At 74.2% G+C, this 13163-nt stretch carries 11 protein-coding genes; 5 read left to right on the top strand and 6 right to left on the bottom strand.

Features of this window, described 5'->3' with window-relative positions; genetic code table 11:
• The 4 genes from ABD308_RS24535 to ABD308_RS24520 all read left to right on the top strand — a co-directional run.
• On the top strand, window positions 1–692 hold a 692-nt coding region (locus ABD308_RS24535; protein WP_344338653.1), incomplete at its 5' end, for a hypothetical protein.
• On the top strand, window positions 689–1915 hold the full coding sequence (fahA, locus tag ABD308_RS24530) for a fumarylacetoacetase (protein ID WP_344338651.1): 1227 nt from the start codon (window positions 689–691) through the stop codon (window positions 1913–1915). The genes ABD308_RS24535 and fahA, both read left to right, overlap by 4 nt.
• Before the next feature lie 143 nt (window positions 1916–2058).
• Window positions 2059–3093, top strand: a complete 1035-nt coding sequence (locus ABD308_RS24525) for an enoyl-CoA hydratase/isomerase family protein (protein WP_344338649.1) — start codon at window positions 2059–2061, stop codon at window positions 3091–3093.
• Between the two features lie 94 nt (window positions 3094–3187).
• Window positions 3188–3967, top strand: a complete 780-nt coding sequence (locus tag ABD308_RS24520) for an enoyl-CoA hydratase (RefSeq protein WP_344338647.1) — start codon at window positions 3188–3190, stop codon at window positions 3965–3967.
• 34 nt (window positions 3968–4001) lie between these two features.
• On the opposite strand, the gene ABD308_RS24515 is transcribed toward ABD308_RS24520, so the two are convergent.
• The 5 genes from ABD308_RS24515 to ABD308_RS24495 form a co-directional block, all read right to left on the bottom strand.
• Complete coding sequence (locus ABD308_RS24515; RefSeq protein WP_344338645.1) at window positions 4002–5204, bottom strand: serine hydrolase domain-containing protein; 1203 nt, start codon at window positions 5202–5204, stop codon at window positions 4002–4004.
• Between the two features lie 85 nt (window positions 5205–5289).
• Window positions 5290–6003, bottom strand: a complete 714-nt coding sequence (locus ABD308_RS24510; RefSeq protein ID WP_344338644.1) for a hypothetical protein — start codon at window positions 6001–6003, stop codon at window positions 5290–5292.
• Window positions 6004–6034: 31 nt separating this feature from the next.
• On the bottom strand, window positions 6035–6859 hold the full coding sequence (locus ABD308_RS24505; RefSeq protein WP_344338642.1) for an APH(3'') family aminoglycoside O-phosphotransferase: 825 nt from the start codon (window positions 6857–6859) through the stop codon (window positions 6035–6037).
• A 95-nt stretch (window positions 6860–6954) separates the two neighbouring features.
• Window positions 6955–9486: an IPT/TIG domain-containing protein gene (locus ABD308_RS24500; protein ID WP_344338639.1), complete on the bottom strand. Its 2532-nt coding sequence runs from the start codon at window positions 9484–9486 to the stop codon at window positions 6955–6957.
• Window positions 9487–9667: 181 nt separating this feature from the next.
• Complete coding sequence (locus ABD308_RS24495; protein ID WP_344338636.1) at window positions 9668–11479, bottom strand: NAD-binding protein; 1812 nt, start codon at window positions 11477–11479, stop codon at window positions 9668–9670.
• A 158-nt stretch (window positions 11480–11637) separates the two neighbouring features.
• Between ABD308_RS24495 and ABD308_RS24490 the strand changes: the two genes are divergently transcribed.
• Window positions 11638–12279: an HdeD family acid-resistance protein gene (locus tag ABD308_RS24490; RefSeq protein WP_344338635.1), complete on the top strand. Its 642-nt coding sequence runs from the start codon at window positions 11638–11640 to the stop codon at window positions 12277–12279.
• A 23-nt stretch (window positions 12280–12302) separates the two neighbouring features.
• Here the strand turns inward: ABD308_RS24490 and ABD308_RS24485 are convergent.
• The coding region (locus ABD308_RS24485) for a CoA transferase (RefSeq protein WP_344338633.1) at window positions 12303–13163 on the bottom strand (861 nt) is incomplete at its 5' end.

Genomic DNA, 13163 nt, shown 5'->3' with positions numbered 1-13163 from the left:
CAGGTGGTGAACCGCACCCCGCGCTCGCGCAGGTGGCCGACGACCGCCTCCGGGTCGGGCTCGTGCTGCCGGGGGGCAGCGCCGAGCTCGGCCCGGCCCTGTCCGCCGCCGCGCCGTTCGAGGTGGCGGGCGTCGAGCTCGCCACCAGGGACGCCCGCGAGGCGGTCGCCGCGCTCGACCTTCTGCTGCCGCCGGGCGTGCCCGCGGCCGTCGAGCTGCCGCGCGAACTCCTGCGCGGCGACGGGCTGGACGAGGTCCTGGACGTGCTGCTCGACAGCCCGTACCGGGCCAAGTTCCGCACCGGCGGGATCGTCGCCGGCGCCTTCCCGGACGAGCGGGAGCTGGCCGGTCTCCTCACCGGGTGCGCGCGCCGCGGCCTGCCGTACAAGTGCACGGCCGGGCTGCACCACGCCGTCCGGCACACCGACCCGGTGACCGGCTTCGAGCACCACGGCTTCCTGAACGTCCTGCTGGCCGCCCAGGAGACCGAGCCGGCCGCGGCCGCCGAGGTGCTCGCCGAGCGCTCCGGCGAGGTGCTCGCCAAGGCCGTCCGATCGCTGACCGACCGTCAGGTCACGGTGATCCGCAACTCGTTCACCGCGTTCGGCACCTGTAGCATCGCCGAGCCCCTGGACGACCTGGCCGCCCTCGGCCTGCTGTCGCCCGACCCGACGCCCCAGGAGGACCGTTGACCACCCCCCGCAGCTGGCTCGCCCCCGCGAACGACTCGCCGTTCGGCGTGCACAACCTGCCGTACGGCGTCTTCACGGTCACGGCCGGCGACCGGCCGGGGCGGCGGCGGATCGGCGTGCGCGTCGGCGACCTCGTGCTGGACGCCGGCGCCGCCGCCCGCGCCGTCGGGGAGCCGTCCGCCCTGCTCGACGCCGACTCGCTCAACCCGCTGCTGGCCGCGGGCCGTCCGGCGTGGACCGAGGTGCGCGCCGCGCTCACCCGCTGGCTGACCGAGGAGTCCCACCGCGACGCCCTCACCCCGCTGCTGCTGCCGCTCGACGAGGTGGAGCTGCACCTGCCGTTCGAGGTCGCCGACTACGTCGACTTCTACGCCTCCGAGCACCACGCCACCAACCTGGGCCGGATCCTCCGCCCCGGCTCCGAGCCGCTCACCCCCAACTGGAAGCACCTGCCGATCGGCTACCACGGCCGCTCCGGCACCGTCGTGGTCTCCGGCACCCCGGTGGTCCGCCCGCACGGCCAGCGCAAGGCGCCGGCGGACGCCGCGCCGTCCTACGGCCCGACCCGCCGGCTGGACATCGAGGCCGAGGTCGGCTTCGTCGTCGGCGCGCCCTCCGCGCTCGGCACCCCCGTCACCCTGGACGGCTTCCGCGAGCACGTCTTCGGCGTCTGCCTGGTCAACGACTGGTCCGCGCGCGACATCCAGGGCTGGGAGTACGTGCCGCTCGGCCCCTTCCTCGGCAAGTCCTTCGCCACCTCCGTCTCGCCGTGGATCGTGCCGCTCGACGCCCTGGAGCACGCCCGGATCACCCCGCCGGCCCGCGACGTCGAACCGCTCCCCTACCTCGACGACCGCGCCGGCGAGCCGTGGGGCCTGGACCTCGCGATGGAGATCCGCCTCAACGGCCACACCGTCTCCCGCCCGCCGTTCGCCTCGATGTACTGGACGGCCGCCCAGCAGCTCGCCCACATGACGGCCAACGGCGCCTCGCTGCGCACCGGCGACCTCTTCGCCTCCGGCACCGTCAGCGGCCCCGAGCCCGACACCCGAGGCGCGCTCATCGAGCTCACCTGGAACGGCGAGAACCCGCTCAAGCTCCCCGACGGCTCGACCCGCGCCTTCCTGGAGAACGACGACGAGGTGACCATCACCGCCACCGCCCCCGGCCCCGACGGCGCCGTCGTCGGCTTCGGCGAGGTCACCGGCCGCATCGTCCCCTGAGTCCCTGAGTCCCTGAGACTCCCTGAACCACCTTCCCCCGCCGGACGAAGGGCGGCCCCGGTCACCGGCCGGAGCCGCCCTTCGTGTTTGTCTTGGAGTCTTCTTGGAATACCGCCGGTCGAGGACGAACGGGAGTGGGGACGATGGCTGACGAGGTGCGGACGTCGCGGGACGGCGGGGTGGGGCGGATCGTGCTCGACCGGCCGAGGGCGCTGAACTCGCTGACGCACGGCATGGTCCTGGACGTCCGGGCGGCGCTGGACGCGTGGGCCGGGGACGCCGCGGTGCGGGTGGTGGTGCTGACCGGTGCCGGGGAGCGCGGGCTGTGCGCGGGCGGCGACATCCGCGCGTTCCACGACGACGCCAGGACGGGCGGGGCCGGGACGCGCGCGTTCCTCCGTGACGAGTACCGGCTGAACGCGCTGATCGCCCGCTACCCGAAGCCGTACGTGGCGGTGATGGACGGCATCACCATGGGCGGCGGCGTCGGCGTCTCCGCGCACGGGTCGGTGCGGATCGTCACCGAACGCTCGGTGGTGGCCCTGCCGGAGACCCGGATCGGCCTGGTCCCGGACGTCGGCGGGACGTGGCTGCTGTCGCGCGCGCCCGGCGAGCTGGGCACCCACCTGGGGCTCACGGCCGCCTCGATGACGCCCGGGGACGCGCTGCTGTGCGGGTTCGCGGACCACTTCGTGCCGTCGGCGAAGCTGCCGGAGCTGCTGGCCGGCCTCGCCGACGCGCCGGTCGACGACGTGGTGGCCCGGTACGCGGAGGCGGCCCCGGCCGCGCCGCTCGCCGGGCAGCGCCACTGGATCGACGCCTGCTTCGCGGCCGACTCCGTCGAGGAGATCGTGGCGCGGCTGGTGGCGAGCGGTGTCCCGGCGGCCAAGCAGGCCGCCGAGGAGCTGGCCGAGCGGTCGCCGACGATGCTGAAGGTCACCCTGGCCGCCCTGCGGCGCGCCCGGGCGCACGGCTCGTTGGAGGAGTCCCTGACGCAGGAGTACCGGGTGTCGTGCGCCGCGCTCGCCCACCACGACCTCGTCGAGGGCATCCGCGCGCAGGTCGTCGACAAGGACCGCGACCCGCACTGGTCCCCGGCCACCCTCGCCGGGGTCGACGCGCGGACGGTGGCCGCGTTTTTCGAGGCGCCGGGCGGTGGTGACCTGCGGCTCGGGTGACGACCGTCTCGCGGATCGAGACTGGCGCGAGGCGGGCCGGTTCGGAGATCGTTGGGGTCCGTCAGCGCGCACAACGGAATGGGAGTCAACGGCGATGACCGAGACCTACGAGACGATCCTGGTGGACCGCAAGGGCCGGGTCGGCCTGATCACGCTCAACCGGCCGGAGGCGCTCAACGCGCTCAACACCCGGCTGATGAACGAGGTCGTGGCCGCCGCCACCGCGTTCGACCGGGACCCGGAGATCGGCGCTCTGGTGATCACCGGCTCGGCGAAGGCCTTCGCGGCGGGCGCCGACATCAAGGAGATGCAGGACAACCGGTTCCCCGACGTCTACCTGGACGACTGGCTGGGCCCGTGGGACCGCCTGGGCGCGCTGCGCAAGCCCGTCATCGCGGCCGTCGCCGGCTTCGCCCTCGGCGGCGGCTGCGAGCTGGCGATGCTCTGCGACATCCTGCTCGCCGCCGACACCGCCAAGTTCGGGCAGCCGGAGATCAAGCTCGGCGTGATCCCGGGCATCGGCGGCTCGCAGCGCCTCACCCGCGCGGTCGGCAAGGCGAAGGCGATGGACCTGTGTCTGACCGGCCGCATGATGGGCGCCGAGGAGGCCGAACGGGCCGGCCTGGTCTCCCGGATCGTCCCCGCCGACGACCTGCTCGCCGAAGCCGTCGCCACCGCCGAGAAGGTCGCCGCGATGTCCACCCCGGCCGCGATCATGATGAAGGAAAGCGTCAACCGGGCCTTCGAAACCACCCTCGCCGAGGGCGTCCGCTTCGAACGCCGCCTCTTCCACGCCGCCTTCGCCACCGCCGACCAGAAGGAAGGCATGGCCGCCTTCGCCGAGAAGCGCCCGCCGGAGTTCAAGCACCGCTGACGCGTCGGCCGCCGCCGCCCGGCCGGTCCGGTGGTCAGCCGGTCGGGGCGGCGGTGGCCGGCTGACGGCCGCAGAAGGCGGTCGCCAGCAGCTTCTGCGTGGTGTTCCAGCCCTGGCCGGTGTCGCGGTAGCCGTTGGTCGAGAGCGCCACCAGCCGGCGGCCGTCCAGGGTGGCGTAGACGGCGCTGTTGTGCCCGTGGCCGGTGCTGCCGTTGTTGCCCCAGGCCTCGCCGCACGGCGTGGTCAGCCGGCCGATCCCCAGGCCGTACTGGCCGGCGCCGCTCGCCGGGGCGACCGTCAGCATCTCGGCGAGCAGCGGTGCGGGCAGCAGCCTTCCGCCGAGCAGGGCTCGGAGGAAGGCGGCGAGGTCCGCGCTGGTCGAGATGCCGACGCCCGCCGCGTCCATCTCGCTCGGCTCCATCTCGGTGACGTCCACCGGGCCGCCGGGCAGATCGAGGTAGGTGTGCGCGTGCGGGCCGCGGATCGCCGTCGCGTGGACCGGCAGCGAGGTCCCGGTCAGCCCCAGCCGGTCGATGATCCGGCGCTCCACCTCCCGGCGCCAGTCGTGGCCGGTGACCCGCTCGACGATCATCCCGGCCAGCACGTAGTTGGTGTTCGCGTAGCGCCAGCCCGTGCCGGGCGGGAAGTGCGGCGGGTGGCCGTTGGCCAGCGCGAGGAGTTGCCGCGGCGTCCAGCTCCGCCAGCGCCCCTCGCGGAGCCAGGTCTCGGTGTCGACCTGGACGGCCGGGTCGTCGGTGTAGTCGAACAGCCCGCTGGTGTGGTTGAGCAGCTGGCGCACGGTGATGGCGGCCCCGCCCGGGACGGCTCCCGGCAGCAGGCTCTCCACGCTGTCGTCCAGCCCGAACCGCCCCTCGCCGACCAACTGGAGGACGACCGTCGCCACGAAGGTCTTGGTCACGCTGGCGATCCGGAACCGGCCGTTCGCCGAGGGCTCGGCGCCGGTCGAGAAGTCGCCCACGCCCTCCGCGCCCTTCCACGCCGTGCGCCCGTACTCGGTCACCCGGGCGAGGGAGCTGGACGCCCCGCCGGTCTCGATCACGCCCTCCAGCGCCTCGTCCAGCGCCCGGGCGTCCACGCCGCCCCGGTGCGGCCCGGTACCGAGGGCGCCGGCCGTCGGGGCGGTCACGCCCACCAAACCCGCGCCCGCCAGCGCGAGCGCGATGACCCGCACGCCCCGCGCCGTCCGCGATCCGCCCCGGCGTCCCGCTGTCCTCATGATTCCTCCTGGATCCGAGCCGATGCTTTCACAACAACCTGAATCAGGCGATCGCCTGACGTGTCGCCGGGTCCGGCCCGGCGAATCACCCCAGCGGGGCCCTGGAGCGCGGCCTCGCCGTGGCGCCGTGCGCGGGATGGATGGGCCGGCCGGCACGCAGGGGAAGGGGGTCGCGCAGCCTGGCCACATGGCGGCGGTAGGCCCGCGCCTCGGCCGAGACGCCGTCGACGGCGGCGAGACGGTCGGGGAACATCACACTCCCCGCGTGCAGTTGGGCGCTCGGCCCGAACCGGTTGCCGTGCAGACGGCCGGTCACCAGTCGGCCGCGCTCGGCCTGGAACCAGACCTCGCGCCGGTTGCCGAACAGCAGGACGCTCTCCCGGAGATCACGCACGTCGGTGTACACGTCGAAGTCCCAGTCACCCGACGCTCCGCCGGATCCGTAGTGCCCCCGGAGGTGGTGCGTGAACCGGGGCAGGCCGATCGGGGTGCCGAACGGAATCACCGCGTCGGCGTACGGCTCACCGGCGATGAAGTGGATCCTGAACTCCAGGCCGTACGGCCGCCCGTGGACCATCCTCTTGACGTGGAGCGAGAACAGGTCCGAGTCTTCGTGGTTGGAGCGGTTCTCCGTACGGACACGCCGGCTCAGCTGCTCGAACGACAGCGCCTCCCGATCGACCAGCAGGCCAGGGATCCGTTCGACCGAGCCGTGTCGCAAATAGAGGCACATCAGGTCCACCGGATGCGCCTCGCGTGCCAGCCGCGTGAAGAACCCATCGGAAAAGCCGTCCCGCACAGTGTCTCCTCAAGCGAGCCGCCTGCCCGGATCAGCCCCAGGTGAGCGGGTCCAGGTGGAGGTAGAAGCGTAGGCGGTCATGGTCCAGGGCGGTGCCGTACCCGTCGGCGAACGCCGCGTCCGCGGCCTGGGCCTGGGCCTCGTCGGTCCAGGTCTCCCGGGCGTTGGCCAGGAGCAGGGCCAGGTCGGCGTGCCGGTCGGCCCGCCCGAGGCGGCCCAGGTCGACGAATCCGGACACGTCCAGGGTCCGGGGGTCGAGCACGATGTTGGGCAGGCAGAGGTCCCCGTGGCAGACGACCGTGTCCTCGGCCTCCTGGAGCAGTCGTCGGGGGACCTCTCGGGCGAGGGCCGCCAGCAGGTCCGCGGGCGGTGTGTGCCGCTGCTCGTCCGGGAGGAACTCCGGGTTCACGGCGTCGCGGGCCACCACGTCCCGCGCCTGGGCGACCATGGCGTCCAGGCTCCGGCTGAACGGGCAGGTCCGCGCGGGGACTTCGTGCAGCCGGCGGACCGCGTCCGCGATGCGGTCCCAGGCGTCCCGCAGCCCCTCGGGCGGCACCTGGTCGGCGGGTACGCCGTGAACGGCGCTGGTGACCAGGCAGGCGCCCGCGTCACCGTCGTGCCAGTCGAGCACGCGCGGGCCGGGTACGCCCTGGCCGTCCAGCCAGGCGATCCGGTCACGCTCGGCCGTCAGGTCCGCCGCGCCGGTGGCGGGTACGCACTTGGCGTACCTGGCGGCGTCGGCGGCGCGGAAGACGAAGGCACCCGACTCGCCGGTGGTGACGGGCATCCACGCACCACCGATGCCGAGCAGTTCCGGCGAGACGGACGCGAATCCCGATGCGGAGCGATCGTCCATGGCGAGAACTCTAGCCAGTTCGATTTCCCGTCCAAGGGGCAGTGGGGTGGTCGCGGCCGGATGCCACGACCACCCCACTGGTTGGGTCGGTTCCGTCAGCCCTGCCGGCGACGGCGGCGGGTGAGGGCGACGGTCGCGCCGCCGAGGATCAGCAGGGTGCCGCTGATCAGCGCCGTGGTGAGCACGGTGGTGCCGGTGTCGGCGAGGCTGCCCGAGGACCGCGCGGGTGCCGGAGCGGCCGGAGCCGCCGGACGCTGCGGGGCCCGCGGTGCCTGCGGGGCGCGCGAGGTCCCCGGTGCGGCCGGGGCCGGGTCCGAGGAGCCCTGGGGGGCCGACGGGGTGGGGCCGGGGGTGGCGGGCGTCTGGCCACCGGCGGTGGTCGTCGGCGTGGGCGTCGCGGTGGTGGTGGGGGTGGTTGTCGGGGTGGGCGAGGGGGTGCTCGCGGGCGTGGCGGTGTGGTCGGTCGCGCAGGCCTTGGCGGTGTCGCAGGCGCCGCGCTTGGCGTCCGTGGTGGTGACGGTGTTGCGCAGCTGCTTGTCACCGTCGGCGTTGACGGTCACGGAGTAGGTGATCGTCGCGGTGCCGCCCTGCGGCAGGTCGCCGGTCCAGGTGAGCTTGCCGTCCTTGATCTCGGCGGTGCCGGAGGTGGCCTTGACGTCGCCGTTGTAGGCGGCGTCGTCGAGGACCTTCGACAGGTCGTCGGTCAGGGTCGCGCCCTTGACCTCGCCCGTGCCCTTCTGAGCGACGGTGACGGTGTAGGTGACCTTGTCACCCGCCTTGACCGTCGCGCCCGAGGCGGGGTCGGCGGTCTTGGAGAAGACGTACGAGCCCTCCTCGTAGGTGTACTTCCCGGCGGCGCCGGTGCCGGCCGGAGTGGTCACGGCGACGTCGACGGCGCCGATCGCGGTCCCGGCGGGGACGGTGGCGGTGATCCGCGTGTCGCTGTCCACCGTGAACGACGTCGCCGGGGTCGCGCCGAACGCCACGGCGGTCGCCCCGGTCAGGTGGGTGCCCGTGAGGGTGACGACCGTGCCGCCCGCCAGCGGGCCGTGATCGGGCGCGACGGCGGACACCACGGGAGCCGGAACGTCGTACGTGTACCGGGTGGTGGCGGTGCCACCGGGGGTGGTGACGGAGACGTCGGCGGCACCGGGGGCGCTCGCGGCCGGGACGGTCGCGGTGATCCGCGTGTCGCTGTCGACGGTGAACGACGTCGCCGCCGTGGAGCCGAAGCCCACCGCGGTCGCCCCCGTCAGGTTGGTGCCCGTGAGGGTGACGACCGTGCCACCGGCCAGCGGGCCGTGATCGGGCGCGACGGCGGTCACGGTGGGCACCGGAGCGTCGTAGGTGTACGTCCCGGCGGCGAGGTCGCGGCCCGCGACGGTCGCGGTGACGTCGACGGCACCGGCGGCGTGCGCGGGGACGGTCGCGGTGACGGTGGTGCGGTCGACCACCTTCACGTCGGTCGCCGGGGTTCCGCCGAAACTGACCGCCGTGGTGCCGGTGAGGAACTTGCCGGTGAGGGTGACGGTGCCGCCGCCGGCGACCGGCCCGTGGGCGGGGCTGATGCCGGTGACCGCCGGCTGGGCGACCTTGCCGACCGCCGAACCGTACGGGGACGCGCCGGTGGGGACGGTGCCGGTGACGGTGTTGGTCGCGGTATCGATCACCGAGACCGTGTTGTCGCCGAAGTTGGCGACGTAGACGCGGGAGCCGTCCACGTCGACCGAGGCCGAGATCGGCCGGGTGCCGACCGGCACGGTGGCGACGACGGTGAGGGTCGCGATGTCCAGGATCGACACCGAGTTGGACGAGCCGTTGACGACGTACGCGAACGCACCGTCCGGAGTGATGGCCACGTCCTGCGGCTGGGATCCGACGCCGACGGTCGCCACGACCGTGTTGCCGGCGGTGTCGATGACCCCGATGTTGCCGGTGATCGCGAAGGGGACGAACGCGAGCTTGCCGTCGGGGGTGATCGCCACCCCGCTCGGCTTGCTGGAGCCCTGGGGCGGGGTGATGGTGGCGGCGACCGTGTTGGTGGCCGTGTCGATCACCGACACCGAGTCGGCCCCGAAGTTCGCGGTGTAGACCCGGCTGCCGTCCGGGGTCACCGCCAGGGCGGCCACCTGGCGGCCGCCCTGGACCCGGGCGACGATCGTCCGGGTGGCGGTGTCGATCACGGAGACCGTGGTGATGCCGCTGTAGGTGGCCAGGTAGGCGTACTTGCCGTCCGGCGAGAAGGCCACCGCGAAGGGGGAGAGGTCGACCGTGATCATGCCGGAGACGGTGTTGGTCACGGTGTCGATCACCGAGATGTTCCCGCCGTTGGTGTTGGGAACGTACACCTCCGAGCCGTCCGGCGACATGGCGAGGTTCTGCGGACGGCGGCCGACCGGGACCGTGGCGACCACCGACTTGGCCGCCGGGTCGTAGACGGTGACCGTGCTCTCGGCGGAGTTGGCGATGTAGACGAGCTTCGCCGGGGGCGCCGCGTGCCCGGTCGCGGCCGGGACGACCGCGCCCAGGGTGCCCAGCACCATGGCCGTCACCGCCGCCGCCGTCCCGCGCCGCAGCCTTCGCCAGCGGCCCGAACGAGTCGCCCCGATGTCGGGGACCAGTGCCATGTACTCCGCCTCTCCGCGGGTCGGACCGCCCGACCCCCCGGCCAGGCGGCGTCAAATTGCGTCATGTTCACAAAATTTGACGATCCATAGAATGGCGGACGATGACCATTTCCGTCCATTCACAAGCGGAGTACGCCCTTCCGTGGTATCCCACGCGCCCGCGCCGGTCCGGGCCCGGGGATCATCCGCCGGTCGTCAGCGTGGTGTTGAGCCGGGCCAGGCCGCTGCGGGTGGCGGCCACCACGACGCGGTCGCCGGGCTCCAGCGCACGGGTGCGGTCCGCGTACCGCCACTGGTAGACCTGCGGGCTGCGGGCCAGGCGGACGGCGAGGACGCGGACGCCGCCCCGCTCCTCCAGGTCGTGGCGGTTGAGGCCGATCAGGCCGCTGCCCAGCTCGGCGGAGAGTTCGGCGATCAGCAGCACGTGCCGGAACACCGACAGCGTGCCGAGCACCTCGCGGCCCATCAGGGCGGCGGCGAAGGCCGGGGCGGCGAGGTAGGAGGTGGAGCGCGAGGCCGCGTTGTCGAGCGTGGCGTAGACGTGGCTCGCGAAGCTGTCGTCGAACAGGCGCAGCACCACCCGGACGTCGGGCCGCACGGCGCGCGCCTCCAGGGCCGCCTCCAGGTTGGTGGCGTCGTCGCCGCTGACCGCGACCACCGCGCGGCTGTGCTTGAGCCGGGCCCGGCGCAGCTGCTCGTGGAGCGGGCCGTCGTCGACGACGACCGGGACGCCGAGCGCGCGGGCGGCGGAGACGCCGCGGGCCTGCGGGTCGCTCTCCAGGCCGACCACCGGGACGCCGAGGCCGTGCAGTCGGCTGACCACCCGGGTGCCGACGTTGCCGAGGCCGACCACGACGACGTGGTCACGGGTGCCGACGCCCGGGTTGCGGGGCTGGCCGCGCCGGCCGGAGGCGAGCACCTCGACGGCGATGGCGGTGGCGACCGGCGCGAAGGTGATGCCGCAGAAGGTGATCACGACCTGGGCGACCCGCTGCCAGCTGCCGCCGGTACCCGCCCCGGCGGCGTCGCCGGGCCGGTCGGGCTGGGCGGCGCCGGCCAGGTCGAGCAGCGCGGAGTAGAGCGTCCAGGCGAAGTTCCCGTTGAGGTGCCAGAGCAGGCCGAAGGCGAGCAGCACGGCGGCGAGGGCGGTGATCAGTACCACGCGCAGCCGGACGCTGGTGAAGAAGCGCAGGGTGTCGAGCAGCCGCCAGCGCAGCCGCCGCCACCAGGGGATCCGGACGGCGGGGTCGCCGCGCAGGGTCTGGAGGGCGGCGATGCCGCCGGTCGGGGCACCGGCCCCGGTCCCCGCGGCGCGGCGGGCCTCGGCGCCGGAGTGGATCGGTCCGTCGTCGCCGAACTCGCCGGCCAGCCGGATGAAGGAGGCGGCGTCGCCCTCCTGGTCGGGCAGCAGGCGGATCCGGCCGAGGTCCTGGCGGTCGATCCGGTCGGCGACGACGCACAGGCGGTCGGACCGGATGTCGTCGTCGTAGGCGATGTGCAGGAAGCGGTCGCCGACCTGGACGGAGTTGGGGCGCGACAGCGCGGCGTCGGCGAAGGCGGGGGCGGCGGTGGCGGAGCCGGACAGCGCGGTGCCGTTGCTGAGCAGGCGTTCGATGTTGGCGCCGAGCCGCTGGTTGAACATCCGTAGCACGATGCGGATCCCGGGGTTTCGGCCCTGCGCGGAGAGCGCGGCGTGGATGTTCTCCTGGTCGGTGCCGTCGACGAAGGCGATGCCGCGCGCGGCCTCCACCCGGACGGCGCGCAGCGCCTCCTCGGTGACGCTGCCGTACTCGACGACGGCGGCGACGCCCTCCAGCTGTTCGATCCGCGGCGCGTGGTCGCGGAGGCGGTCCGGGACGAGGACGACGACCGGGACGTCGTAGTGCTCGACGAGCTCGTGGGCCAGGCGGTGGGCGAGCGCGTTGCCGCCGCAGACGATGTAGTGCTGGCTGATCGGCTCGACCGGACCGGCCCCCCACCCTTCAGAAGTCATATCGGCGGATCCTAGGGGCGCCGGGTGATCCGTCCATGACGCCTGGGCGTCCGGCCGGGAAACGCGGGCGAGGGGGACGACCGGGGAGTCCCTGAGGGTCTGGGGGGGTCGCCCGAACGGGTGTATCCGGCGGGCGGCCGAGGCCGGGCGCGGCCATCGTGAGGAGCGCCCGCCGCCCCGAGTCCCTGGAGGACGCCACCGTGGTCTCCCCGATCATCACCCCCGACGGCACCCCGGTCCGGGGCCCGCTCGGGCTGCTCGCCAAGGCCGCCTGGCAGGTGCTGCTGGTCGCCGGACTCGTCTCGCTCGGCCTCGGGATCGTCGTGTTCGCCTGGCCCGAGGAGACGCTGCTGGTGGTCGGCGTGCTGTTCGGCGTCTACCTGCTGGTCATCGGCATCGTGCAGCTGGTCGCCTCGTTCGGCACGCACGCCACCACCGCGATGCGGGTGCTGGCGTTCATCAGCGGCGCGATCTGCGTGCTGCTCGGCCTGCTGTGCTTCCGCAGCGCGGCGCAGTCGGTGCTGCTGCTCGCGATCTGGATCGGCATCGGCTGGCTGTTCCGGGGCATCACGCAGGTGGCCGCCGCCATCTCGGACGAGACCATGCCGGCCCGGGGCTGGCAGGCGTTCGCCGGTGTGGCGAACACGCTGGCCGGTGTGCTGCTGATGGTCTGGCCGGCCGGTTCGATCACCGCGCTGACGGTGCTGGCCGGCTGCTGGCTGGTGATCCTGGGGCTGATCGAGATCGCGACGGCCTTCCAGGTGCGGAGCACCGCGAGGCGGATCCCGTCCGGCGTCTGAGCCGAGCGGGCACCGGCCGTTCCTCAGCGCCAGCGCGGCGCGTCCGTGCCCCAGCGCCCCGGCGGGCGGGTCCAGTCCGCCGGGGCGCCCGCGTATCCGACGGGCGGCAGCGCGTGCCGCAGCCGGCCGTACGGCGTGTCGGTCTCGGTGAGCCAGCGGGCCGGGTCGTAGGGCTCGCTGTTGGGCAGGACGTGCGGGTCGGCGGTGGGGGCGATGCCGTGCAGCAGCCAGGAGGCGGTGCCGGCCAGGGAGTAGCGCAGGTGGCGCCCGCCGGGGCGGCCGGTGCGCTGCTCGGTGAGCGAGCGCAGCACGCCGGCCGCGATCAGGTAGCCGGTGCCGTGGTCGAGGGCCTGGGCGGGCAGCGCGCCGGGGCGTCCGTCGGCGCCGGCCTCGGTCGCGGCGATGCCGCAGCCCGCCTGGACCAGGCTGTCGAAGCCGCGCCGCCCGGACCACGGGCCGCTCCAGCCCCAGGCGTTCAGCTCGGCGACGACCAGGCCGGGCCGGCGGGCGAACAGCGCGTCCGGGGCCAGGCCGTAGGCGTCCAGCGCGCCGGGGCGGTAGGCGGTGACGACGACGTCGGCGGTGGCGAGCAGGCCCTCGAAGACGGCCCGGTCGGCGCTCCCGGCGAGGTCGAGGCGGGCGGAGCGCTTGCCGAAGCCGGTGTCGGCGTGGGCGTCGTCGGCCTCGGGCAGGCGCGGCGGGTCGAGGCGCAGCACGTCGGCGCCGAGCAGGGCGAGGGTGCGGGTGGCGACGGGGCCGGCGATCACCCGGGTGAGGTCGAGGACGCGGATCCCGGCGGCGGGCCGGTCGACGGGGGCCCGGTCCAGCGGCCGGGGCGCGGCCTCGTCGGCGGCGCGGACGTCGACCAGCGGCAGCGGGGTGTT

It is taken from the genome of Kitasatospora putterlickiae, assembly GCF_039527695.1.
Classification (GTDB): domain Bacteria; phylum Actinomycetota; class Actinomycetes; order Streptomycetales; family Streptomycetaceae; genus Kitasatospora; species Kitasatospora putterlickiae.
This window is presented reverse-complemented; position numbering and strand designations above follow the sequence as displayed.

Coding starts and splice junctions, on each gene's coding strand:
- ABD308_RS24525 (WP_344338649.1), top strand. CDS start 2,059: ATGGCTGACGAGGTGCGGACGTCGCGGGACGGCGGGGTGGGGCGGATC.
- ABD308_RS24520 (WP_344338647.1), top strand. CDS start 3,188: ATGACCGAGACCTACGAGACGATCCTGGTGGACCGCAAGGGCCGGGTC.
- ABD308_RS24515 (WP_344338645.1), bottom strand. CDS start 5,204: ATGAGGACAGCGGGACGCCGGGGCGGATCGCGGACGGCGCGGGGCGTG.
- ABD308_RS24505 (WP_344338642.1), bottom strand. CDS start 6,859: ATGGACGATCGCTCCGCATCGGGATTCGCGTCCGTCTCGCCGGAACTG.
- ABD308_RS24500 (WP_344338639.1), bottom strand. CDS start 9,486: ATGGCACTGGTCCCCGACATCGGGGCGACTCGTTCGGGCCGCTGGCGA.
- ABD308_RS24495 (WP_344338636.1), bottom strand. CDS start 11,479: ATGACTTCTGAAGGGTGGGGGGCCGGTCCGGTCGAGCCGATCAGCCAG.